Raw genomic sequence first — 24,946 nt, forward strand, 5'->3', positions numbered from 1 at the left:
CATTTATCATTTTATAATAGCTATCCTCACTCTCAAAGCATTTTAACTATCTAGATAAATAAAAAATGAAGATTAAGACTTTTATTCATCTTACTCTTCATTCATAACAACATCTTAATAATTATTTAATTGTGATAATGCTTCTTGATATTGGTCATCATTAATATAATTTTGTTGTTTCATTTTTTCTAAATTTGTTTTAATACGATTTTTAAAATTGTCGGACATGTTATTGATATCATATACACTTGGTGCGTTCACTTTACTTGCTAAAATAGCACTTTGTAACACAGTAATTTGAGACATACTACTATTGTTTTGATTAGTAGTAGTTCCAAAGTAATAGTTTGCAGCACTCTCAATTGTATATTGATCACTACCATAATAAATATTATTTAAATAAAAACTTAAGATTTGGTTTTTATTATATTCTTGCTCTACTTTGTGAGCTACAAACAGTTCTTTAAGTTTTCTAGTAAAAGACCGTTCATTATCATAGTAATAGTTTTTTACAGTTTGTTGTGTGATCGTACTTCCACCTTGAACGTCATGTTCACCTATCGTTGAAAATATGGCACGAACCGTTCCTTTAACATCAACTCCATGATGTTTATAAAATCGTTCATCCTCCATAGAAATAAATGCCCCTTTTACATAATCAGGCATATTATCTACTGGAACATAACTACTTTTATTCTCAATTGTTTGTAAAGCCTCCACATTCGCTCTAGAAGATAAGAAATACATTAAACCAGTAAACAAAGCGAATAGGATTGCAAAAATAATAAATATTCTTAAAAAAATACGTTTACTTTTTTTCTTTTTAGGCGGTTTACCTACAGGTCTGTAATACGTATTATAATGTGGTTCATTTTGATGATGTGGATATCTCTCAGGCGAGTTGTTATATCTTTGGCTTCTTTTCATGCGCTAGCTCCTTTACTTAAACTCACTCTATATTTGAGAGTTTAACAGTACTTTATATTTTTAGCTATACTTATCATCAAAAATCAGTCCCAAGGTGTATTACGTATGCGACTTGAGACTATACAAAGCAAAAAACTGTCCACAAAGTCAATGACTTCATGGACAGCTTTACTTGAAACAATTATATGCTTCAAATACTAGTTAATCCTATTAAATATAATTAGTCTTCTAATTGTTTTACGATTTCTCTATTGAAATCATCTAAATCGTCAGGTGTACGGCTTGTAACGATATTTTTGTCAACAGCTACTGATTCATCAACAACGTTTGCACCTGCATTTGATAAATCTTTACGTACGTTTAATACAGCAGTTAAAGTACGACCATTTAAATCATCAGTATCGATTAATACTTGAGGTCCGTGACAAATTGCGAATGTTGGTACATCATTTTTAGTGAAATATTTAGCGAATGCGCCATAACGACCTTCTGCATCTCCACGTAAGTGGTCTGGAGAGAAGCCACCAGGAATTAATAATGCATCGTAGTCTTCTGGTTTAGCATCTGCAATGCTTACATTAACTGTAGCTTTTTCACCATGTTTACCAACTACTTCTGCGTTAGCAGTATCTCCAATAATTTCAGTTTCAAATCCAACTTCTTCTAAAGCTTCTTTAGGACTTGTTAATTCGATATCTTCAAATTCGTCTGCTAAGATAATTGCTACTTTTTTAGCCATATGTGTATCACCTTTCTTAACTAATTTATATTTAATATATAGACAAGTTTAAGATGCTTTAAACATAAAATTTATTTAGAGACTTGTTTTACTTTCTCTTCTAACTGATCTAGTAATCCAATCCACTCATCAATATCTTCTACACTGACTTCATCTGGATTAACATGATCGATATCCTCTAGAAATTTTGATAAACGACTTTTAATTTGGTCAATAGTTTGTTTTTCATCCATTAAAATGAACGCTCCTTTAAAAATGATTTTATTTAACTATTACGTTAGTTTTATCCTAACAGAATTTGACAAAAAGGGATATAATCTTAATAATGTTTACTGTACTTTTTAGCAACGGAGAAAGGAATTTATAAGTTTAGGAGTAATAAAAATGTTGATGACAAATAGTAAAAAATCCATTTCGATAACAAATGATCCGTGGGAAGCTTATAATGATATCGAAGAACATGGGAACTTAACTTTAAGTAATATTGAATTTACTACCACTAATTTATGTAATATGCGTTGTAGCCATTGTGCTGTAGGTTACACATTACAAACCAAAGATCCAGACCCTCTACCTATGGATTTAATTTATAGACGTTTAGATGAAATCCCTCATTTACGTACAATGTCTATTACTGGTGGCGAGCCAATGTTTTCTAAGAAATCTATTAAAAACGTTGTGAAGCCACTTTTAAAATATGCGCAAAATCGCGGTATTTATGTACAAATGAATTCTAATTTAACACTTCCTCAAGATCGTTATTTAGATATTGTTGAATATATTGATGTAATGCATATTTCTCATAACTGGGGTACGATTCAAGAATTTACTGATGTTGGTTTCGGCGCAATGAAGAAACAACCTCCATTGAAGGCGAAATTAAAATTATATGAACAAATGTTAGACAATGCGAGCACTTTATCTGAGCAAGGGATGTTTGTATCAGCTGAAACAATGTTAAATCAAAGCACTTTACCTTATTTAGATAAGATACATAATGAAATTGTGAATGATATGAAATGCAGCAGACATGAAGTTCATCCTATGTATCCTGCTGACTTTGCGAGTCAACTTAACGTGTTGTCGCTTAAAGAAATGAAATCAGCTATTCATCATTTATTAGATATTCGTGATGAAGATGTTTGGATGTTATTTGGTACATTACCGATTTACCCATGTATCAATGATGAGAATGACCAAGCGTTATTACAACGTTTAAGAGATGCTAAAAACGTTACTATGCGAAATGACCCTGATGGTCGTAGCCGTTTAAACGTGAATGTATTTAGTGGTGATGTGATTGTTACGGACTTCGGTGATGAAAATGGAACGATTTCTAATATAAAACGTGATAAGTTAACAGATGTGTTTAATACTTGGTTAGATAGTGATTTAGCGAAATCTTTAAACTGTCACTGTGAAGCGTTCCAATGTTTAGGACCAAATGTGTTAGTCAAAAATATGTATTATCCAAATACGGATTTCAAACAAAACGAAATTGCTATGCATAGCGAACATATATTTAATTAGATTAAAAGAAGCGGTTGGAACTTAACTAACATTCCAGCCGCTTCTATATTTATACTTCTTCGATATTTTGTGCATTTGATAGAAAATCTAAAGTGCTTTTACTTTCTTCACGTCTATCTTTTCTACGTTGAACACGTTTAGGTGCGCTTTCGTAGAACCATTTCTCCACTTTCGTTTCTGGATAAACCTTAGGTACTTGCACAGGTTTGCCGTCATCATCTAATGCTACAAATGTTAAAAAACTTAATGCAGCTAAGTGTCTTTCTTTATTTAATACGTCTTCAATGATAATTTGAACACAGACTTCCATTGAACTTGTACCCGCATAACTTACCATTGCTTCATATGAAGTAATATCGCCTGTTTTAATCGGTCTTAAGAAATCAACTGAATCTGTAGATGCTGTTACTACTTGGGCATTAGCATGTTTCATTGCAGTAATAGCAGCAATTTCATCTATATTAGCCATTAAAGAACCGCCAAACATTGTATGATGATGGTTGGTATCTTGTGGAAAGACTTGTTTGGCTTTAACACTTTTTGACTCAGACATTGATTTTTTCTCAACTTGCTTTTGTGACATTCTGACTACCCCTTTTATATATTCTATCTTTTAATATGTTATTGAGCCCAATCCCCATTTTCAAAAACTAATTCTTTACTGCCGTCATGAAGTATGCCGTAAATAGTTAAATCAGAACTACCTATCATAAAATCTACATGCGTATTTGAATCATTCAAACCACTAGCAATCTTCTCTTCAGTAGTCATTTCAGTGCCACCTTTAACGTTGAAACCGTAAGCTGAGCCAATAGCTAAATGGCATGATGCGTTCTCATCAAATAAAGTATTGTAGAAAATAGTATTACGGTTAGAAATAGGTGAATCGTCTGGCACAAGTGCTACTTCACCTAATCGTTTAGAGCCCTCATCTGTATCAATTAAGTCTCTTAATACGTCTTCACCTTTTTCGGCTTTATAATCAACGATAACGCCATCTTTGAACGTTAATGTAAAACCATCGATAATAGTGCCGTTGTAACTTAATGGAAGCTTATTCGTTACATAACCATTTACGTTATTGCGGTCTGGTGCTGTGAATACTTCTTCAGTAGGAATGTTCGCAATGAAAGGTTGTTGATCTCCATTAACATAACTTGTAGCGTCTTCCCAAATATGTCCTTCTGGTAAGCCTACTACTAAATCTGTACCTTCAGAAAGATAATGTAATGCTTTATAATTTTTCTCTTGTAATTTATTCGCATGAACGCTTAAATTCTCCACATGCTTTTTCCAATTTTCAACTGGATTATTGCCGTCGATACGCACGATATCAAATACTTCGTCTACAAATTTATTAAATGCTTCCTCTTCTGAAAGCTCTGGATAAACGCGTTTAGCCCATGCTTTAGAAGGAAATGCAGCAACTACCCAAGGGAATTTATTTTTCTGGCTACCTTCCATATAACCTTTAAATGCTTGAGCATATTTCATTTGAGACGCTTTTAATTTTTTAGAATCTATACCATTTAATAAATCAGGATCTTCAGTAAGTAACGCTAAATTAGCAGCACCTCGATTTGCATAATCCATGCGTTCTTCAACATCATATGATTTTACTGGAGAATTTTCAAAAGTTTCTACAGACTCATATTCAAATTTTAATCGACTTAATGTAGGGTCTCCATAAACCACTCTGACATCTGATGCGCCCGCTTTATAAGATTCTTCAACAATTAAGCGCGTTAACTCTATTGCATCTACAGATGATCTAATAAAAACAGGTTGTTTAGGTTGAACATTCATCCCTACTTTTACTAATAATTCTGCATATTGTTGTAATTTCTCTTCATAACTCAATGTTGCCATTTGAACTTCCTCCTTAGTCTTGACGTAAATTGCCTAATTCATCTGCTATCGCTGTGACTTCGCTTGGTGAAAATGACTCTTTAGACATCACAAAACTATGAATTTCTTCAATATCTTCATTATTTGCTTCTTTAAATTTATCCGGATTTAATAAACCTTGATTAACTATGTTTAATTTCTTTCTAATATCTTTAATCATTTCTTCATTACTTTGTGCCATATTCTTCACCTCTTTATTTCAACATTCTATCAAAGTATGAATATTTAATAAACTTTTATAGAATTTGACAAATTTATTACTTTCTAAATGTTTAAATTAAATATAAAATGGTTTTATATTATAGTTTGGAGGTATGTATATTGATAGATGTAGCTTTTGTCTGTCTAGGAAATATTTGTCGTTCTCCAATGGCTGAAGCAATTATGCGTCAGCGTTTAAAAGATCACGGTATTTCTGGAATAACTGTTCATTCAAGAGGTACAGGTCGTTGGAATTTAGGTGAACCTCCTCATGAGGGTACCCAAGATATTCTAAAACGTCATAATGTGCCCTTCGATGGTATGATAAGTGAGCTTTTTGAACCTAATGATGACTTTGATTACATCATTGCAATGGATCAAAGTAATGTAGATAATATCAAATCAATTAATCCTAATCTTAAAGGACAATTGTTCAAATTGCTTGAATTTAGTAACATGGAAGAGAGTGATGTACCAGATCCATATTACACAAATAATTTCGAAGGCGTGTATGAAATGGTACAATCATCTTGTGACAATCTAATAGATTTCATCATTAAAGATGCAAACATGAAAGAGGGGTAACTTAAAATGGAAAACAAATTAATTCCTGGTATTATTATTGGTGCTATTGTTGGCGGTGCTGCTACATTAGCTGATAAATCAACTCGTAACTCATTAGTACAATCTGCTAAAGATGTTAAAAACGGTAATCGTTCTCGTAAACCATCTAAAATCAGTTCTATTAAAGATGAAGTTATGTACTGGAAAGATACAATCGAAGAAATTCGCCGTAATAATCCAGAGTTAGAAAGATCAATTAGAGATGCTAAAGATACCTTTGTAAATCGTAAAAATAATCGTATCGGCAAATAATTGATATTTAAAGGCAAAATTCCTTTTTACTAAAGAAATTTTGCCTTTAATTTTAAAAGAAGTAATTATTGTTAATTGTACAAAGGAGATTGTTATGTCAAAACAAAATCAATCAAATTCTAATTATCTTAATTCTATTATAGATAAAGAGAATGAGAAGAAAGATAAGATTAAGGTTGATCGTACATATGTAGAACCTCAAGAATTCCAATCTAAGGAACCTAAAAAAGATAACCAAGTGTTTTTCGTATCTAGACTCAATAAGCCTGCGAAATACACTAAGGATTCTAACTTCTTCTCATATTTAATTTATCGTATTGGAAAAGATGATGCCGCTGGACTAGCTGCTCAAATGACTTATCATTTTGTATTAGCTATGTTCCCTATGCTTATCTTTTTATTAACACTTTTACCATTATTTAATTTAGATCAAAAACAAATCACTGATTTATTAAGTAATGCGCCAGCAGAAACTTCATCGTTAATTAAAGGCGTTATTACTGATGTTACTAAAAACTCAAGTGGTGGCTTACTATCTATTGGTTTGATCTTAGCAATTTGGTCAGCGTCTAATGGTATGACAGCAATTATGAATTCTTTCAATGTGGCTTATGACGTTGAGGATAATCGAAACGGTATTGTATTAAAAATATTAAGTGTCGTATTCACTGTTGTTTTAGGCGTTGTATTTTTAGCAGCGATGACATTGCCAACTATGGGTTCAGTAATCGCTCATTTCCTATTTGGTCCGTTAGGCTTAGATGATGAAGTTAAATGGATATTTAATTTAGTTCAAGTCGTTCTACCATTAATTATTATTTTAATTTTATTCACTATTCTTTATTCAGTAGCACCAAATGTTAAAACAAAGTTAAAATCAGTTTTACCAGGTGCAATCTTCACATCAGTGATTTGGTTAATTGGTTCATTTGCATTTGGTTTCTATATTTCAAACTTTGGTAACTATTCTAAAACTTATGGTAGTATCGCAGGTATTATCATTTTATTAATTTGGATTTATTTAACTAGTTTTATTATTCTAATAGGTGCAGAGATTAATGCTATCATCCATCAAAGAAAAGTCATTCAAGGATTATCACCAGAAGAAGCAGCATTAAAACACGATGATAATAACCAAAATCATTACAATGAAGATACAACATATGAATATAAACAAACACCACCTGGACAAGATGAGGATTATAAAGTAGACAAAGATCCTGATAATAAAACAAAAGAAAAAGAATCACTTACTGATAAAATTAAAGATAAATTCAGTAACGATGATGATGATAAGAAAAATAAATAATAAGTAAGAATAAAGGTCAAGACGTTTTTCCGTCTTGACCTTTATTGATTCGTTATTGAATTAAATTGTGTTGGAAAGCATAAATTACAGCTTGAGTTCTATCTTGTACTTCTAATTTACTTAAGATATTACTTACATGGGTTTTAACCGTTTTAATTGTAATATGAGACGCACTAGCAATTTCTTGGTTCGAATACCCTTTTGCAATTAATAATAATATTTCCATTTCACGTTCAGTGAGCATTTCATATAATTCTGCTCTTTTTTTCATTCTATTGCGCATTTTCACCAATACTTCTGGCTCAAATACAGATTCACCGTGATATGTTTTACGTACCGCTTCCGCTATATCGCTTGCGCTTGTTGTTTTTAATATATAACTATCTACTCCAGCATCTAAGGCTCTATATACTTCTTTGTCTTCAATAAAGCTTGTAAGCATTACTACTTTTATATGAGGTAAATCTTTCTTAATTTGAGTCGTAGCTTCAACACCATCCATATCATCCATAAGTAAATCCATTAAGATTAAGTCTGGTTGTAATTCGTGTGCTTTAGCAATAGCATCTTTTCCTGATGCGCCTTCTCCCACGACTTCAATATCTTCTTGAGTTGATAAATAACTAGAAATCCCAATTCGAACCATTTCGTGGTCATCCACAAATAGTACTTTAATCGCCATACAAATCATCCTCCTTATGTAATGGTGCTTTCACTTCTATTCTTGTTCCTGCATCTGGTAAGGAAACAATATGGAAAGTCGCTCCAATTTCTAACGCACGTTCTCGCATATTTTTTAAACCATAGCTTTGTTCAAGCTTTTCATCAACATTAAAGCCTTTTCCATTATCTTGAATACGCAATAATAAATAATCTTCTTTATTGAATAATTCAACCGTTACTTTCGTACCGTTTGAATGGCGCAACGTATTAGAAATAGCTTCTTGCGTAATTCTAAACAAATGATCTTCAATCCCTTTAGGTACTTCAAAGTCTTCAATATCATGAATCACTTTCATAGGCACTTTCTTCTGTAAATCAATGACTAAGTCTTTAATACCTTCACCTAATGACTTATCTTTGAGACCAATTGGGCGAAGATGTAATAAAAGTGCTCGCATTTCTAATTGAGATTCTTGGACCATTTTTTCAAGTACTGGTATTTGTTGATCTAGTGGTGGCTCTAATTTCGTTTCTTTGATAGCTGAGAGCATCATGCTAGCTGCGAAAAGTTGTTGACTTACAGAGTCATGTAATTCACGCGCTAAACGTTGACGCTCGTCTTCAATAATCTTTTTCACTTTGACATCATTCATATTATAATTTTCATTGGTTAAATTTTGCGTTTTAATTCTTAAACGATGTAATTCTTGATTTAATGGTACAAGCGTTTGATAAATATCGATAGTTTCGTTATAAAGTTCAATATTTTGATCATTGATACCTACCGTTTCACCCTCGATAGCATGTTCAATTTGATTTTTAATCCAATGACTTTGTTGGTTAATCTTATAAGCTAAAACAGAACCAACAATAATGCATAATAAAATAATGATTAAATTTAAAAATAAGAATACAGGTATGCCGAAGATTTGGGTATAAAACATCCCTTGGAAATAAATAATGTTTACGAATACTTTATCTATAAATAAGAACGCGGTTAACATGCTATACACGAGGATTAACATGGAACCAATAGCTCTTAAGTAGTGATTCATCTATAAACCACCTCAACATCACCTATAAATGTTGAAATATAAATATTTACATTATAGTTTTCTTCTTTAGGTTTTTCTTCAACTTGAATATGATTATTCTCCACTTTATATGATTGGCCGTTTAAATAAGCTGTGCCATAAAAAGCAGCCATGTGTAAATTAATATTGTAATTTGTAGGCACAATAAGTTGAACTTTTCCTAACACATGTCTAACTACAATCGTATTATTCTCTTTGATATTAGCCGCTTTCGTCATATCAATGTGAATATCTCCTACGCCATGTTGAATTTGTACGTCTTCCCACTTATACACGTAAACAGGCGTACGTTGTTCGCCAAACCATTTCTGTTTAATAAATTGAGGAGACGTTACTTCCTCTTCAGAAGCCACTATTTCTAAAGGCTTAAATTTGAATATTAAGTATCTAATAATAACAATGACTAAGAAAATAAACAAAATAATAATAGTGTACTTATTTGACAACAAGGTAAAAGCGATAAGAAGAATACCTATCCAGAACGCTAAGAGACCCCTTACTTTATGAAAGTAAAGGTATCCAACATAAACTAATATACATCCTAATAACAGTATAAATAGGTAGCCTATCTTCTCGAAAAAGATATAATAAAAGTTCGCTATAATCATTAAAGCAGTAAAAATAATTAATAATTCTGTTGATATATACTTACGAGTCAATCTGTCGCCCCCTATCTATTTAAAATTTTTAAGCTACGATACTTATTTGCTCAATAATATCACATTGCCCTTTTGTTGTTATGCGTTCTCTTGCACAACGATGAATGTCCGCTTCAATTCTAGCGCAATATGCTTCAAACATATCTAATTGGCTTTTTAGACTTTCAATTTCACAATTGTTAATTTCTTGAGCATTTTTAATATTATACATATTTGTTACATCAATATACTTATTTTCTAATGTTGCTGTTAAACTGTCAATTAACTTATTCATTTGCAGCTTTTTTGTTTTTAAATAAGCAATATATCTTTCAATACTATTTAATTTATTATCTAATGCTGCGCGGTACTCATTGATGTTCTGTTTAATTATTATCTTTAGAAAATGTTGTACATATAAATCTATATAATTCATAGAACCACCTCGTTCCTGATTAAGCATAATTATAATGCTTTTAATTATGACTTAATATAGGCTTAGGAACCATCTTTATCTCATACTTAAGGACTAATACATCAATTAGTCTTTTTTAATAATATTGCTGTTTAATTAATATACTTTTTCCTTAAAAGAAAGATTAATTGACTTACAATTGGTTATAGTGAATACTAGTTTCACATTAAGCTAAAGGAGATTATGAAATGAATTATAAAGTTGCTTTAATTACTGGAGCTTCATCAGGTTTAGGTTTCGAAACGGCTTTATTATTAGCTGAAAAGGGATATAAAGTATATGCGACGATGCGCAATTTAGATAAACAAGACACGTTAAAACAAGCAGCTAAAGATAAAAATTTAAATATAATTATTAAAGAATTAGATGTCACTAAAGTCGATAGTATTGAAACTACAGTCAATGCTATTTTAGAAGATGAGGACACAATCAATGTGCTTATCAATAATGCTGGTGCGGGCTTTGCACGTACGACTGAACATGCGACGGATGAAGAAATGATGTGGCAAGTCAATTTAAATTTAATGGGCGTGATGCGTATGACTAAAGCGATCCTACCTACTATGAGAACACATCGTCAAGGGCATATCGTTAACATCTCATCAGTGGGTGGTTTAGTTGGCCAACCTTTCAATGAAATTTATTGCGCAACTAAATTTGGTGTTGAAGGCTATACTGAAGCATTAGCTAGCTATATCCAGCCTGAATTTAACGTGAAGTTTAGTGTCATCGAACCTGGAGGTATTCAATCCGAATTTACAAACAACTTAATGGCACATCTTGAATCAACAGGCGGTATTCAAGAGGATGAATATCTTCCACTATTCCAATCTTATATGGGCGGTTTAAAGGAAAATTATGGCCCTGGCGCTTCTCAAACATCGGCTGAAGTAGCTCAAGTTATTATTGATACAATTGAGATGGAAGAGCCACCTGTTAGAGTCCGTACATCGGCTTGGTCTGAAGACTTCACACGTTTAAAAACGGAAGCGGACCCAACTGGAAAATTGCTACAAGCTCAAGTTAAAAAATTACTAGGCAAATAAATAAATTTTAAAATTAAGTTTTTCTATAATTAAAGCCCTTAATAGAGTAATTTAAACTCTATTAAGGGCTATTGTTTCATATTAATTCTACTACATTAGTTTAAGCTTTTAATCAATTTTCGTTGTTAAGATTGGACCATCTTTGGTAACGATAACTGTATGTTCAATTTGTGCAACAAAACTTTTATCCTTTGTTTCAAACGCCCATTCATTTTTACCTTCTGTTACAAACGTTGCTTTAGAAGAAATAAATGGTTCTACTGCAATTACCACACCTTCTTTTAAAAGTGTTTTATCTTTAGGATCGTAGTAGTTCATAACATGGTTAGGCGCTTCATGTAATGATTGGCCTACACCATGGCCTGTTAAGTTTTTAATAACAGTTAAATCATTTTGGCGGGCTGTTGCATGAACTGCTTTACCAATATTACTTAATTTAGTGCCTGGTTTAATTTTAGACATTGCATTTTCAAAAGCCATAATAGCTACATCACAAACTTTTTGTTTTAAAGGATTATCCGCTTCTCCTACTACAAATGAGATGCCTGTATCAGCGTAGTAGCCATTCTTCAAAGCAGAAACATCAATATTAACTAAGTCACCTTCACGGATGATACGTTTGCCAGGAATACCATGTGCAACTTCTTCATTCACACTGATACAAGTTTGACCTGGGAAGTTCTCATCATGAATTGGTGCTGAGATGGCACCATGTTCTTCAAATAACTCTTTAGCAATGTTATCTAATTCTTTAGTTGTGATACCAGGTTTAGTCGCCTCTTGCATTGTGTCTCTAACTTTAGCACAAATATAACCTATTTCCTTTAAGGCTTGTAATTCTTCATCTGTTTTTACAATCATATTATCCCGTTCCTTTTTAATTGTTGTTACATCTTATTATACCAAAATTTTTTTGATATACTAAATATGATAAACAAAACGTTAATAATTATTATTTTTAAATATAGATATACAGGATTATTTTCGGTCAACGAGAGGATTTATAGATTCATGAACAAATGGTATAAGCACATTATTGGAGCTAGAACAATTAAAACAGGGTTAGCGACCTTTCTGACCTCCCTATTTTGTTTAATGCTTAATCTAACTCCTATCTTCGCAATACTCACTGCAATTGTTACGATTGAACCTACTGCTAAAGCTTCGTTGAAAAAGGGTTACCGTAGATTACCCGCTACAGTAATTGGGGCGTTATTTGCAGTTATATTTACATACATATTTGGAGATACATCTCCTTTATCATATACATTCGCTGCAGTATTTACAATTATGCTGTGTACTAAATTAAACTTACAAGTGGGTACAACCGTAGCGGTATTGACTGCTATGGCGATGATACCTGGTATTCATCACGCCTACTACTTTAATTTCTTTTCAAGGTTATTAACTGCCTTAATTGGATTAGTAACTGCAGGGTTAGTTAACTTCATCATTTTACCTCCAAAATATTATCAACAAATAGAAGATAATTTATCGGTTATAGAACATAAGATGTATAAATTATTTGCGATTAGATGTCAGGAATTACTATTAGGTAAATTCCAATCAGATGAAAGCAATGATTTACTTGATAAATTAGCAGGTCTTAATACTAAAACAGAAACGCTAATTGGATACCAACGAGACGAGTTAAGATACCATAAAAATAAAGAGAACGAATGGAAACGATTAAAAAATATTTCTAATCGCGCGTACAGCGACCGTTTATTTGCTACCCATCTTTCTAATATTATCTACTTGCCTAAAAATATTCATCTTAAATTTACTGCTGATGAAAAAATGGCTATTATCAAAATTAGTAATAGTATTAATAAGATTCCATTAAATGATGAATTTATTCGTCAAAAAGAAGCCGCTTCAACATTAAAATCATCTGTTAAACTACTTGAAGAGTTTGACCAAAATCAAATTAAAAGTCATCTTATCTATGAAATTTTATTAATTTATAAAATACTTGATACTCGCTTTGAAGATAAAGAAAGACAGGAGCACGACAGAAATTAAAAAAATTTCTTTGTCCCACTCCGACTAATTGAGTAGCTACTGTCAAAATACAAATTAAGGCTAAGACATTTTGAAATGTCTTAGCCTATTTATTTATATTTAATTTTTAGCTGAACGTTCGATAATGACACGTTTAGCAGCTTCTTCTTCAGTGTTATCAAGATGTCTTGGTTCAAAAGGTATACCTTTACGCTCACATGCTTTTTCTAATAAGTAATCTGTTAACTCATGATTTTTAGGTAAAATTGGTCCGTGTAAATATGTACCTAATAAGTTTTTATAATGAATACCTTCACGTTTATCGGTATCATTATTACCATAACCCACTTTAACATGACCTAATGTACCAAAGTTATGATGCGTACGACCGCCATGATTTTCAAAGCCGACAATTGTGCCAAACGTATCGCTTTCAATCACAATATCTCCAGTTAAACGATCTGTACGTGATTCCGTATAAAAGTCTAAGATTCCTAAACCTTCTAACTCAGTGCCATCTGGAGTAATATATTTTGTACCTAAGAATTGGTAACCGCCACAAATCGTTAAGCCTGGCATACCATCTTCAATCGCTTCTTTTAATTTTGTTTTAATCTTACTTAATTCTTTTGTAGCGATACTTTGTTCTCTATCGCTTCCGCCACCGATAAAGAAGATATCACAATTATCTAGAGTGACACCTTCTGTTTCATTAACTTCTACAACATTTAATTTGATATTACGTTTTTTAGCACGTTGCTTAAGGGCGATAATATTCCCGATGTCACTATATAAATTCAATTTGTCTGACATGAAGTGATAGACTGTTAATTCATTCATATTTATTGCCCTCCTACAAATGAACGATTAAGTTGTTCAAGCATTGGTGATAATGACGTATAGTTTGGAATAGCTACAGTGAAGCCACTATAATTCATTGTTAATGCCGTGGCTTTATAAATATCCTTTTCAAGCACTATAGGCACTGTAACTTCAGCTAATTTCAAACGTAATTGTAATTCCTCTGCACGTGTACCTGTCACTATAATCGCTTCAATATCTTGTTCGCTTAACTTTTCAAAATCAGCGTCATAAATCCATGATGTATCGCGACCATCCGCTGCATTATCATTTAGACTAATAACATAGACTTTCTTACCTTCTAGTTGCTCGCCTACTGATAAACTTGCATTCATACCTGCAGGGTTCTTAGCTAAGTTAATCATTGCCTCTTTCTCATTTAGTTTAAAATACTGCATACGTCCATTATCAGAAGTGTAAGTTTCAAAACCTTTGCGAATGGACTCGTCATTAAGTCCTAACTCTCTTAATACTGAATAAGCGGCGATAGCATTGAAAGCGTTGAAGTCCCCAGCAATCTTCATATCGAACTGTGCATCGTTAATATTTAATTTTAAGAATGGTGATACATTAAATGTGTTGACTTCATATTTAGGCGTTTCACGTTTGAAACCACATGTACAATGGTAATGCCCAATTTGATTGTAATGTATGTAGTCATATTCTAATAATCTGCCACAGTTAGGACAGTATTTACTTTCATTCATTGTACTTTGTTCAAATTCATGGGCATGTGCTTTCATGCCGTAATAAACAATCATATCACTTGCGATTTTAAGACGACTCACAAATGGATCATCTGCATTAAGTAATAACTTAATTCCTTTATTACTGATTGATTTCGCAATATTATTAACCATAATATCAATTTCACCGAAACGGTCCATTTGATCTCGGAAAAAGTTGGTAAAAATCATCATAGTTGGTGTAACTTCTTTTAACACACGCGGAATAGAACCTTCATCAATTTCAATTACCGCTACTTTTGTATTTTTAGTTGATTGCATAATAAATGCGGACGTAATACCAGCCGCCATGTTTGCACCTTCATTATTATGAATAATATCGATATTATTCGCTTTTAAAGTATGACCTATTAAGTTAGAAGTAGTAGTCTTTCCATTCGTACCACTTACGAATACGATATCATCTACTTGTGAGGCTAATTTACGTAATATATTTTGATCCACTCTACGTGCAATTTGACCTGGTAAGTCAGTACCCTTTTTACCAGCTGCGATACTCGCTCTACGGGCCAATTTAGCTAAGTGGGTTGCAGTCCATTGTCTCATGAGCTTCCTCCTTGTTTAATTCACTCGCATAATTATAACACGTTACGGGTATAACAAAAAACATTCTCAATTAGAAATGATATTATACACTCTAGATTATAATAATTATTATTTACTAATGAGAATAAATTTGTTATACTCAAAAAGAACAAACAGAGAAGATAAATTTTATATTTGAGGTGACTTATTTATGTTAAGTAAAGATTTATTAGAAGCATTAAACGACCAAATGAATCACGAGTATTTCGCAGCACATGCATATATGGCAATGGCAGCTTATTGTGATGATAAATCATACGAAGGATTTGCTAACTTCTATATTCAACAAGCTAAAGAAGAACGTTTCCACGGTAAAAAAATCTATGACTATATCAATGATCGTGGAGAACGTGCAGAATTTAGAGCAATTCCTGCGCCAAAAACTGATTTCAATTCTATCTTAGAAACATTCAAAGACGGCTTAGCTCAAGAACAAGACGTAACACGTCGTTTCTACAATTTATCTGAAATTGCTCAAAAAGATAAAGACTATGCTACAATTTCATTCTTAAATTGGTTCTTAGATGAACAAGTAGAAGAAGAATCTACCTTTGAAACTCACATCGATTACTTAACTCGTATCGGTGACGATTGCAACACATTATATTTATATGAAAAAGAACTTGCATCTCGTTCATTTGATGAAGAATAAGTTTAACATTCATTTCAAAATTAATGTATAAATTTAACCCGTATTACTCTCCCCCACACTTTGGAGTAATACGGGTTATTCTTTATGCAACTTTCTGTTATTTTTAACGATATTAAGCTAAACTAACAACATCTTTAAATAAAGAAAGGAAATGTATATGCCTAGTAATTCATTCGTAGCACTTGATTTTGAAACAGCTAATGGTAAGCGCACTAGTATTTGTTCAGTGGGTATGGTGAAAGTGGTTGATAATGAAATCGTAGAATCCTTCTATACACTGGTAAATCCCTTTGATTACTTTTCAAAAACCAATATTGCCGTTCATGGTATAAAGCCTCAAGATGTAGAAAATGCACCTAGCTTTGCATATGTATATCCTTATATGTTGCAATTTATTGATAAGCTTCCTGTTGTTGCTCATAATGCAACATTTGATATGAATGTGTTACATCAAAGTTTAAAGCAATTAAATATTGAGACCCCTTCTTTAATGTACTTCTGTTCTTATCAATTGGCTAAACGTACAATTAGTGCTTATCGCTATGGCCTAAAGCATTTAATGAACCATTATAAATTGGATTTCCACGGGCATCATGATGCATTAAATGATGCTAAAGCATGTGCCATGATTACGTTTAGATTGTTAAAACACTATGATAATCTTGATAGCATGTTACAAATTTACGGAAAAAATTTAAAAGATAAAGGTTAATATCAAAGACTATGGTTAAACTAGCCTTATCAAATGATAAACCTTTATCTTCTAAATAAAATCATATATAGTCATATTTTGATAGGTGGCTTGTTCTAAATTTCCAACTGTTACGCCTATTAGGCGAATAGGTACGTCTGGATCTTTTAATTCATTATACAAATCATATGCCACATTATAAATATCTGTCTCACTACTTACCATTTCTCTTAAACTGCGTTGTTTGGAGAATGTTTCATATTTATGTGTCTTAATTTTTACAGTCACAGTACTGCCAGATTTTTGCAGTTTAGCTAAGCGTTCTGCCGTCTTACTTGATAACTCCCACACTTTCTGTAGAATCTCATCATCATCATTCACGTCGGTCGAGAAGGTACGCTCCGTACCTACAGATTTACGAATACGCGTCGCTTTAACTTCACTGTCATCGATGCCTCTCGCTTTATTGTATAAACCTCTTCCTTTTTTACCAAACCAACGAATTAATTCAAATTCTGATTTCTCATATAAATCTTTTCCAGTATAAATTTCATGTTCATGCATAATCTTTTTAGACGCTTTACCGACACCGGGAAACTCTCCTATATCTAAATTCATAAGAATGTCATGCACATTATTATAATCTATAACCATCATGCCATTGGGCTTATTCATCCCACTGGCCAATTTAGCTAAATACTTGTTATATGAGACACCCGCCGAAGAGGTTAACCCCGTTTTTTCGAAAATATCTCGACGAATAAAGGCAGCAATTTTAGAAGCTGGCATATCCGGTCTTACTAAATGAGTAATATCTAAATACGCTTCATCTAAAGCAAGTGGTTCAACTATATCTGTATAGCTTTTAAAAATACCCATAATTACTCCAGAAGCTTCACGATAAGCATCAAAACGTGCTCTAACATAGTAACCATTAGGACATAATTTATGTGCTTGAGACATTGGCATGGCAGAATGAACCCCATATTTACGTGCCTCATAAGACGCTGTTGACACTACACCACGGTTGCTTGCTTTACCTCCTACAATTACAGGTTTTCCACGTAACTTAGGATTATCTCTCATTTCTACTTGTGCGTAAAAACAATCCATATCAATATGTACAATACGTCTTTCTGCCATATATGTCCCCCCCTTTTCCGAAAAATAAAAAATAAAAAAAGCCTCGATACAATTATACTGCGTCTATGAGTAAAACTCATGAGATGTGCATAGTACGATTGTATGGAGACTTAACTTATATTACTCGTAATCATTCTGAGCTTGGAATGGTTGATAGTGATACATAAATAAACCTTCATCAGTAGTCTGAACATATTTGAATTTATTAATTACCACGATACCGACTAAATATAAATCAAGTAAACAATAAGCTATATGTATACTTAAAATGAAGATAATCGATGAGTAAGAATAAAAACTAAATAAAACCATTAATGCAGCAGTAATCATAATTACTGGGGCTAACATAATTGTACAAAATTGCCATTTATTAAAGTACTTCTTCGAAATATGAATTAATAAAATTCCTTTTTTATATTTAAAATGAGGTTTCTCCCCTTTTGAGAAAACATAAAAAGAAAAACGATGAATAAATTCATGTATGCCTAGAACGATACCAAAGCCTAATATCCCAAAAACAATATTAGTTAAAAATGATTGTTCAATCACTCTAGTAAATGAGAAAGCCCATTTATAAGTTAGCAAAATTGCAAATAATATAACGACGATTTGTATGGCAATAAACTTCGACAAGTTTAATCGGTTGTGATTTAAATCGATTTTATGCACAATTATGACCCCCTATCCCTCTTAATTCATTCATAGTATACATGGACAAATAAAAGAAAAAAAGTATTTTTTATAAATTAAACACTCTGTAATCTTTTCTTAATATTAATCAAACAAAATTGAATATGAATGAAAGATTAAACACTTCTAAAAGATAATATGTTATATATCATTATTTTCTTTCAAACAAAGCAACTGTTTCAATGTGTGTTGTTTGAGGGAACATGTCCACTGGTGTAATCTCTTTTAAATCATAACTTGAGGCTAATATTTGTGCATCTCGTTGTTGTGTAGAAGGATTACAAGAAATATAAACAATACGTTTGGGATTAAGTGCTAGAAGTGTTTGTAAGAAAGTTTCATCGCATCCTTTTCGAGGAGGATCGACCATGACTACATCAGGTTTAATTCCTTGTTGTTTCCATTCTATAATGACTTCTTCAGCTTTCCCACAGACAAAAGTCGTATTATCAAGTCCGTTTAAAGTCGCATTTTGCTTCGCATCTTTAATTGCAGATGGAACGACTTCTACCCCATATACATGTTTAGCTACAGGCGCCATATATAATCCAATCGTACCGATGCCACAATAAGTATCAAGCACCGTTTCTTGACCGTTTAATTGCGCATACTCGATAGCTTTCCTGTATAATTTTTCCGTCTGACTTGAATTTATTTGATAGAAAGATTGATCACTGATTTTGAAGGTAATATCACTTAATGAATCAATAATTTTATCTTTCCCATATAATGTAATGGATTGTTGTCCCATAATCACGTTTGAATGGCTATCATTAATATTCTGTTTAATACTCGTAATGTTCGGAAATGTTTGAGTTAATTGTTCAACTAATAATTGTGCCTGTTTAAATTTAGAACCGTTAGTTACAAAAATAACCATTATTTCATCTGTATAATGACCAGTACGAACAACTAAATGTCTTAATAGTCCTTTCTTAGTACGCTCATTATAAATGCTTATATTGAATTCATTAAGCCACTTTTTAACATGATTCATAATTTCTTGATGTTGATGATCTTGAATCAAACAACTGTTCATATCAATGATGTCATGGCTTCTTTGACGATAATATCCCATGATAGTGTGATGATCCTTATCCTTACCTACAGGTAATTGTGATTTATTTCTATAACGCCAAGGATTTTCCATACCTATCGTGTCATTAATTAATGTTTCATTAAACTGTGCTTTTCTATGGAAAAGATTGACGACTTGCTCTTTTTTCATAGCGAGTTGTGCTTCATATGTCATATGTTGTAATTGACATCCTCCACATTTCCAATAATATTTACAAGGAGGTTCAACTCTGTCTTCGCTCGCTTTTTTGACTTCAAGCAATTTTCCAATAGCGAAATTCTTCTTTACTTTAATCACTTTAAATTCTATTTCCTCATCAATGAGGGCATTAGGAATAAATACAGGATAGCGGTCAAATTTTACTACGCCATGACCTTCATGCGTTAAATCAACTACATGTCCCTGTTTAATATCATTCTTATTTAATGCTTCCACCTTTTTTCACCCCACATGAAAAAGAGGTTTGAGTAGCTTAATGTAGGCGATGATACTTCCCCTATGTCGTCAAACTATGACTCAACCTCTTCTTATTATTCATTAAAATATTTAATTTCAATTGTATATCATTATTTTTTTGAATTAACTTAATGCTACATGCTATCTTGTTGATCTTCAGTTAACTCCTCATTATGAATATCTTTAGGTGTACATACTTCGATATGTCGTTTTAAATTTAAGAAATTAGCTGGCAATTTACCACCATATTCTCCATCTACATTTAATTGCATTTCTGTATATGAAGATATATTGATAGATTTCGCTTTTTCATAAATCACTTTCGGATGTTTCGTATGTTCCCCTCGTGATGCTAATGTCATGATATGTCCTAGTTCTGCTAGATTAGCTTTTTCGACAATAATTAAAGTAAAATGCCCATCGTCTAGCTTAGCGTCTGGCACTAACTTTTCAAAGCCAGCCATAGAATTAGTTAACCCTAATAGAAATAATAGTGCTTCACCTTGGAAGACATTATCATCATATTCAATTCTTAAATCGACTGCTTTCATTTGAGGTAACATTTCGAAACCTTTAATGTAATAAGCAAATGGTCCCACAATTGATTTCAAACGACTTGGCGTTTCATAAGAGACTTGAGTTAATTGCCCTCCTGCTGCCAAGTTGATAAAATAGCGATTATTCATCTTACCAATGTCTACTTTAGTTGTATGGTTATCAATAATAACATCGACAGCTCCCATAATATCATTAGGTAAGTGTAAAGCGCGACCAAAATCATTTACAGTCCCCATAGGAATAATACCTAGTTTAGGGCGATTAGGTCGTTCTGCGATACCATTTACTACTTCATTAAGCGTGCCATCGCCACCAGCTGCAATAAGAATATCATAATTTTGTTTAAGTGCACGTTCAGCTTCAAGCGTTGCATCCCCTTCTCTTTCGGTAGCATAGGCACTTGTTTCATAACCTGCACGTTCTAATTTTATTAACACATCTGGTAAAGTACGTTTAAATAATTCTTTGCCAGATGTTGGATTATAGATGATTCTTGCACGTTTTCTCATAAATTATCCCTCTACTTTTTATACATACACTTATATTAAATGATTTATGAGCGAGTTAAAAGTATTTCAATCGATAAACTTCATTTATGATACAAAAATAATTGGGTCACAATATAAACATATTTAGTTTCTTCACGTTAGCCTGTATTAAGTACTCAATACTAAGTTTAGTTAAATTGGGTGAATCGTTCTTCAAATACAAAGTAAGCCTGAGACACATCCTATTGTTGTCCCAGGCTTATCAAAATTTAAAAATTCAATTAGAATTATCGTTTGTCTAATTCTTGTTTTAAGATTTGGTTTACTTTTTGAGGGTTTGCTTGACCTTTAGAAGCTTTCATAATTTGACCAACTAAGAAGCCCATCGCTTTGCCCTTACCGTTTTTGTAGTCTTCAACTGATTGTGGATTATTGTCTAACGCTTCAGTTACAAATTGAGTTAAAGTAGCCTCATCTGAAATTTGTACTAAACCTTTATCTTCCATGATTTTTTTAGCATCTCCACCATTTTCAGCTAATTCTGGGAAGACTTTCTTAGCAATTTTACTGCTCATTGTGCCATCTTCAATAAGTTTAATCATTCCTGCTAAGTTTTCAGGTGTTAATTTAGTATCTTCTAAATCAACTTGGTTTTTATTAAGATACTCATTCACGCCGCCCATTAACCAGTTAGAAGTTAATTTAACATCAGCACCGTGCTCAATTGCACCTTCAAAGAAGTCTGACATTTCTTTTGTAAGTGTTAATACATGCGCATCGTATTCAGGTAAACCTAATTCGTTTACATACTTCGCTTTACGTTCGTCTGGTAATTCTGGAATAGTTTGACGTACACGTTCTTTCCACTCGTCATCAACGTATAAAGGTACGATATCTGGTTCTGGGAAGTAACGATAGTCATCTGATCCTTCTTTAACACGCATAAGAATTGTTTTACCAGTAGATTCGTCGAAACGACGTGTTTCTTGTCCGATTGTTCCGCCATTTAGTAATTCTTCTTCTTGACGTTTTTCTTCATATTCTAAACCTTTTCTTACATAGTTAAATGAGTTAAGGTTTTTTAATTCAGTTTTAGTACCGAATTCTTTTTGACCATATGGACGTAATGAAATGTTGGCATCACAACGTAGTGAACCTTCTTCCATTTTACAGTCAGATACGCCAGTGTATTGAATGATTGAACGTAATTTTTCTAAGTAAGCATATGCTTCTTTTGGTGAACGAATATCTGGTTCAGATACGATTTCGATTAATGGTGTACCTTGACGGTTTAAGTCAACTAAAGAGTAACCATCTTTATGTGTTGATTTACCAGCATCTTCTTCCATGTGAAGACGAGTAATACCAATACGTTTAGTTTCACCATCTACTTCAATATCAATATATCCATTTTCACCAATTGGTTGGTCAAATTGAGAAATTTGATAAGCCTTTGGATTATCTGGATAGAAATAGTTTTTACGGTCAAATTTAGAATGTGTCGCAATATCCATGTTAAGTGCCATTGATGCGCGCATAGCCCAGTCTACAGCACGTCTATTTACAACTGGTAAAACACCTGGATATGCTAAATCAATAACATTAGTATTTGAGTTAGGTTCAGCTCCAAAGTGTGCTGGTGATGGAGAGAACATTTTTGAGTCTGTTTTTAACTCTACGTGAACTTCAAGTCCGATAACTGTTTCAAAATGCATTATTTCCACTCCTTATAAATTTTCGTATGCGTCATGTAAGTTGAATTGTGTTTCATATTGATATGCCACACGATATAACGTCTTTTCATCAAAAGGTTTACCGATGAATTGTAAGCCAATTGGGCGTCCGTTTGATTGTCCACAAGGAACAGAAATACCTGGTAAACCAGCTAAGTTAACAGGTGTAGTTAATAAGTCATTAGCGTACATAGTTAAAGGATCATCAATTTCATCGCCTAAGTTGAACGCAGTTGTTGGAGCAGTAGGACCTACTACAACATCATAATCTTCAAATACTTTATCAAAGTCATTTTTAATTAATGTTCTTACTTTTTGAGATTTTTTATAGTACGCATCATAGTAACCAGAACTTAAGGCAAATGTACCTAAGAAGATACGACGTTTTACTTCATCGCCAAATCCTTCTGATCTAGACATTTTGTATAATTCTTCTAACGTTTGAGCTTCTTTAGAGTGGTAACCATATCTAATACCATCAAAACGAGCTAAGTTAGCTGATGCTTCAGATGATGCGATAACATAATATGAAGGAATACCATATTTAGTATTTGGTAATGACACTTCTTCTACTTCAGCGCCTAAAGATTTCAATGTTTCTACAGCATTTTTAACTGCTTCTTTAACTTCTTCACTTACACCTTCACCTAAATATTCTTTAGGTAGTGCAACTTTAAGTCCTTTAATATCTTTACCGATTTCAGAAGTGAAATCTACATCGTCAACTGGTGCACTAGTAGAATCATGTTCATCTACACCAGCAATAGCTTCTAACACTAAAGCATTATCTTTTACATTACGTGTGATTGGACCAATTTGGTCTAATGAAGAAGCGAATGCTACAAGACCGAAACGTGATACACGACCATATGTAGGTTTCATACCTACTACACCACAGTATGCTGCAGGTTGTCTGATTGAACCACCTGTGTCTGAACCTAAACTAAATGGTACTAAACCAGCTGCAACTGCTGCTGCAGAACCACCTGAAGAACCACCTGGTACTGCTGTGTGATCAAATGGGTTAACTGTTTTTTTGAAGTAAGATGTTTCTGTTGAACCACCCATTGCAAATTCATCCATGTTTAATTTACCAATTAACACGGCATTTTCATTATTTAATTTGTTCATTACAGTAGATTCATAGATAGGTACAAAGCCTTCTAACATTTTACTAGCACATGTTGTTTCTACATCTTTAGTAATAATGTTATCTTTGATACCCATTGGAATACCGAATAATTTACCTTCGATTTGTCCTTTAGCTTGCAACTCATCTAACTCTTCAGCTTTTTTGATTGCATTTTCTTTATCTAAAGCTAAAAATGATTTAACTGTAGGATCAGTTTCTTCAATTGCATCATAAATATCTCTAACAATTTCAGAAGGTTTGATCTCGTTGTTTTTAATCATTTCTGATAATTTTTCAACTGATTCATAGCGAATACTCATCTTAAGCGTCCTCCTCGTTCATGATAGCTGGTACTTTAAATTGACCATCTTCTGTTTCTTTAGCATTCTTTAATGCAAGTTCTTGAGGAATGCCCTCGATAGCTTTGTCATCACGTAACACATTTTGTAAGTCTAATACATGATAAGTTGGCTCAACACCCTCTGTATCAGCTGTGTCATTTTGTTTCGCAAAATCTAAGATACTTTCAAGCGTATTAGCCATAATTTCTGTTTCTTCTTCAGAAATTTGAAGTCTTGCTAAATGTGCTATATGTTCAACTTCTTCGCGTGTAACTTTAGTCATTAATTAAAAAGCCTCCTTATTACTCATTCATCATAAAATTGTATCAAATTTTGAATGAAAAATCTAAATATTTATCATAATTCTTATTGGTATAGTGCT

General features: G+C 32.7%; 28 protein-coding genes. 8 read left to right on the forward strand and 20 right to left on the reverse strand.

Annotated elements, in window-relative coordinates; translation table 11 throughout:
- Positions 1–114 precede the first annotated feature (114 nt).
- The 3 genes from sgtB to E2558_RS08780 all read right to left on the reverse strand — a co-directional run bounded on the left by sgtB (position 115) and on the right by E2558_RS08780 (position 1,899).
- Positions 115–927 carry a monofunctional peptidoglycan glycosyltransferase SgtB gene (gene sgtB / locus E2558_RS08770; RefSeq protein ID WP_126566338.1) on the reverse strand — a complete coding sequence of 271 codons (813 nt, stop codon included), beginning with the start codon at positions 925–927 and terminating at the stop codon, positions 115–117.
- A 220-nt stretch (positions 928–1,147) separates the two neighbouring features.
- Positions 1,148–1,666: a type 1 glutamine amidotransferase domain-containing protein gene (locus E2558_RS08775; RefSeq protein ID WP_126566341.1), complete on the reverse strand. Its 519-nt coding sequence runs from the start codon at positions 1,664–1,666 to the stop codon at positions 1,148–1,150.
- A gap of 71 nt (positions 1,667–1,737) precedes the next feature.
- Positions 1,738–1,899 (reverse strand): SE1561 family protein, encoded by a 162-nt coding sequence (locus E2558_RS08780; RefSeq protein ID WP_103298568.1) that lies wholly within the window; start codon positions 1,897–1,899, stop codon positions 1,738–1,740.
- Between the two features lie 157 nt (positions 1,900–2,056).
- Here E2558_RS08780 and yfkAB point away from each other — a divergent pair, with 157 nt between their 5' ends.
- Positions 2,057–3,196, forward strand: a complete 1,140-nt coding sequence (gene yfkAB, locus E2558_RS08785; protein ID WP_168210234.1) for a radical SAM/CxCxxxxC motif protein YfkAB — start codon at positions 2,057–2,059, stop codon at positions 3,194–3,196.
- A gap of 49 nt (positions 3,197–3,245) precedes the next feature.
- On the opposite strand, the gene E2558_RS08790 is transcribed toward yfkAB, so the two are convergent.
- From E2558_RS08790 to E2558_RS08800, 3 genes are read right to left on the reverse strand one after another with little or no spacing between them, the layout of a single operon-like run.
- Complete coding sequence (locus E2558_RS08790) at positions 3,246–3,779, reverse strand: acyl-CoA thioesterase (RefSeq protein WP_126566344.1); 534 nt, start codon at positions 3,777–3,779, stop codon at positions 3,246–3,248.
- Positions 3,780–3,817: 38 nt separating this feature from the next.
- Positions 3,818–5,065, reverse strand: coding sequence for an aminopeptidase (locus E2558_RS08795; RefSeq protein ID WP_126566346.1), 1,248 nt, complete (start codon positions 5,063–5,065; stop codon positions 3,818–3,820).
- A 13-nt stretch (positions 5,066–5,078) separates the two neighbouring features.
- Positions 5,079–5,285, reverse strand: a complete 207-nt coding sequence (locus E2558_RS08800) for a DUF1128 domain-containing protein (RefSeq protein ID WP_126566349.1) — start codon at positions 5,283–5,285, stop codon at positions 5,079–5,081.
- A gap of 140 nt (positions 5,286–5,425) precedes the next feature.
- Between E2558_RS08800 and E2558_RS08805 the strand changes: the two genes are divergently transcribed.
- The 3 genes from E2558_RS08805 (at position 5,426) to E2558_RS08815 (ending at position 7,490) form a co-directional block, all read left to right on the forward strand.
- Positions 5,426–5,890: a low molecular weight protein-tyrosine-phosphatase gene (locus E2558_RS08805; RefSeq protein ID WP_126566351.1), complete on the forward strand. Its 465-nt coding sequence runs from the start codon at positions 5,426–5,428 to the stop codon at positions 5,888–5,890.
- A 6-nt stretch (positions 5,891–5,896) separates the two neighbouring features.
- A complete protein-coding gene (locus E2558_RS08810) occupies positions 5,897–6,181 on the forward strand; it encodes a YtxH domain-containing protein (RefSeq protein WP_135789026.1) in 285 nt (94 codons plus the stop codon).
- A 94-nt stretch (positions 6,182–6,275) separates the two neighbouring features.
- Positions 6,276–7,490 carry a YihY/virulence factor BrkB family protein gene (locus E2558_RS08815; RefSeq protein ID WP_126565854.1) on the forward strand — a complete coding sequence of 405 codons (1,215 nt, stop codon included), beginning with the start codon at positions 6,276–6,278 and terminating at the stop codon, positions 7,488–7,490.
- A 52-nt stretch (positions 7,491–7,542) separates the two neighbouring features.
- Here the strand turns inward: E2558_RS08815 and vraR are convergent, their stop codons facing one another.
- From vraR to E2558_RS08835, 4 genes are read right to left on the reverse strand one after another with little or no spacing between them, the layout of a single operon-like run.
- Entirely contained in the window at positions 7,543–8,172 is a 630-nt protein-coding gene (vraR, locus tag E2558_RS08820; protein ID WP_103365891.1) for a response regulator transcription factor VraR, read from the reverse strand.
- Positions 8,162–9,208 (reverse strand): sensor histidine kinase VraS, encoded by a 1,047-nt coding sequence (gene vraS / locus E2558_RS08825; protein WP_126565855.1) that lies wholly within the window; start codon positions 9,206–9,208, stop codon positions 8,162–8,164. Before vraS ends, vraR begins: the two co-directional genes overlap by 11 nt.
- Positions 9,205–9,906: a cell wall-active antibiotics response protein VraT gene (vraT, locus tag E2558_RS08830; protein ID WP_126565856.1), complete on the reverse strand. Its 702-nt coding sequence runs from the start codon at positions 9,904–9,906 to the stop codon at positions 9,205–9,207. Before vraT ends, vraS begins: the two co-directional genes overlap by 4 nt.
- Positions 9,907–9,934: 28 nt before the next feature.
- A complete protein-coding gene (locus E2558_RS08835; RefSeq protein ID WP_126565857.1) occupies positions 9,935–10,321 on the reverse strand; it encodes a hypothetical protein in 387 nt (128 codons plus the stop codon).
- Positions 10,322–10,548: 227 nt separating this feature from the next.
- Between E2558_RS08835 and E2558_RS08840 the strand changes: the two genes are divergently transcribed.
- Positions 10,549–11,406: an SDR family oxidoreductase gene (locus tag E2558_RS08840; RefSeq protein ID WP_126565858.1), complete on the forward strand. Its 858-nt coding sequence runs from the start codon at positions 10,549–10,551 to the stop codon at positions 11,404–11,406.
- 108 nt (positions 11,407–11,514) lie between these two features.
- On the opposite strand, the gene map is transcribed toward E2558_RS08840, so the two are convergent.
- A complete protein-coding gene (gene map / locus E2558_RS08845; protein WP_126565859.1) occupies positions 11,515–12,267 on the reverse strand; it encodes a type I methionyl aminopeptidase in 753 nt (250 codons plus the stop codon).
- A gap of 150 nt (positions 12,268–12,417) precedes the next feature.
- On the opposite strand from map, the gene E2558_RS08850 reads away from it, so the two are divergent.
- On the forward strand, positions 12,418–13,431 hold the full coding sequence (locus E2558_RS08850) for an FUSC family protein (protein WP_126565860.1): 1,014 nt from the start codon (positions 12,418–12,420) through the stop codon (positions 13,429–13,431).
- Between the two features lie 99 nt (positions 13,432–13,530).
- Here E2558_RS08850 and gatD read toward each other — a convergent pair whose 3' ends face one another.
- Positions 13,531–14,250 carry a lipid II isoglutaminyl synthase subunit GatD gene (gene gatD, locus E2558_RS08855; protein ID WP_126565861.1) on the reverse strand — a complete coding sequence of 240 codons (720 nt, stop codon included), beginning with the start codon at positions 14,248–14,250 and terminating at the stop codon, positions 13,531–13,533.
- A 2-nt stretch (positions 14,251–14,252) separates the two neighbouring features.
- Entirely contained in the window at positions 14,253–15,563 is a 1,311-nt protein-coding gene (gene murT, locus E2558_RS08860) for a lipid II isoglutaminyl synthase subunit MurT (RefSeq protein WP_126565862.1), read from the reverse strand.
- Positions 15,564–15,753: 190 nt separating this feature from the next.
- Here murT and ftnA point away from each other — a divergent pair, with 190 nt between their 5' ends.
- Both ftnA and E2558_RS08870 read left to right on the forward strand, forming a co-directional pair.
- Positions 15,754–16,254, forward strand: a complete 501-nt coding sequence (ftnA, locus tag E2558_RS08865) for an H-type ferritin FtnA (RefSeq protein WP_126565863.1) — start codon at positions 15,754–15,756, stop codon at positions 16,252–16,254.
- Between the two features lie 157 nt (positions 16,255–16,411).
- Entirely contained in the window at positions 16,412–16,966 is a 555-nt protein-coding gene (locus E2558_RS08870; protein WP_126565864.1) for a 3'-5' exonuclease, read from the forward strand.
- A gap of 51 nt (positions 16,967–17,017) precedes the next feature.
- On the opposite strand, the gene dinB is transcribed toward E2558_RS08870, so the two are convergent.
- From dinB to gatC, 7 genes are all read right to left on the reverse strand, one after another.
- Positions 17,018–18,088 carry a DNA polymerase IV gene (dinB, locus tag E2558_RS08875; protein WP_126565865.1) on the reverse strand — a complete coding sequence of 357 codons (1,071 nt, stop codon included), beginning with the start codon at positions 18,086–18,088 and terminating at the stop codon, positions 17,018–17,020.
- A gap of 120 nt (positions 18,089–18,208) precedes the next feature.
- The gene (locus E2558_RS08880) at positions 18,209–18,757 is read right to left on the reverse strand and encodes a DUF3267 domain-containing protein (RefSeq protein ID WP_126565866.1); all 549 of its coding nucleotides are present in this window, start codon (positions 18,755–18,757) and stop codon (positions 18,209–18,211) included.
- Positions 18,758–18,929: 172 nt separating this feature from the next.
- Complete coding sequence (rlmD, locus tag E2558_RS08885) at positions 18,930–20,291, reverse strand: 23S rRNA (uracil(1939)-C(5))-methyltransferase RlmD (RefSeq protein WP_126565867.1); 1,362 nt, start codon at positions 20,289–20,291, stop codon at positions 18,930–18,932.
- A gap of 155 nt (positions 20,292–20,446) precedes the next feature.
- Positions 20,447–21,379 carry a diacylglycerol kinase gene (locus E2558_RS08890; protein WP_126565868.1) on the reverse strand — a complete coding sequence of 311 codons (933 nt, stop codon included), beginning with the start codon at positions 21,377–21,379 and terminating at the stop codon, positions 20,447–20,449.
- Positions 21,380–21,645: 266 nt separating this feature from the next.
- Positions 21,646–23,073: an Asp-tRNA(Asn)/Glu-tRNA(Gln) amidotransferase subunit GatB gene (gene gatB / locus E2558_RS08895; protein WP_126565869.1), complete on the reverse strand. Its 1,428-nt coding sequence runs from the start codon at positions 23,071–23,073 to the stop codon at positions 21,646–21,648.
- A gap of 12 nt (positions 23,074–23,085) precedes the next feature.
- Positions 23,086–24,543 (reverse strand): Asp-tRNA(Asn)/Glu-tRNA(Gln) amidotransferase subunit GatA, encoded by a 1,458-nt coding sequence (gene gatA, locus E2558_RS08900; protein ID WP_126565870.1) that lies wholly within the window; start codon positions 24,541–24,543, stop codon positions 23,086–23,088.
- Position 24,544: 1 nt separating this feature from the next.
- Positions 24,545–24,847, reverse strand: a complete 303-nt coding sequence (gene gatC / locus E2558_RS08905) for an Asp-tRNA(Asn)/Glu-tRNA(Gln) amidotransferase subunit GatC (protein WP_126565871.1) — start codon at positions 24,845–24,847, stop codon at positions 24,545–24,547.
- Positions 24,848–24,946 lie beyond the last annotated feature (99 nt).

It is taken from the genome of Staphylococcus pragensis (assembly GCF_004785665.1).
Lineage (GTDB): Bacteria > Bacillota > Bacilli > Staphylococcales > Staphylococcaceae > Staphylococcus > Staphylococcus pragensis.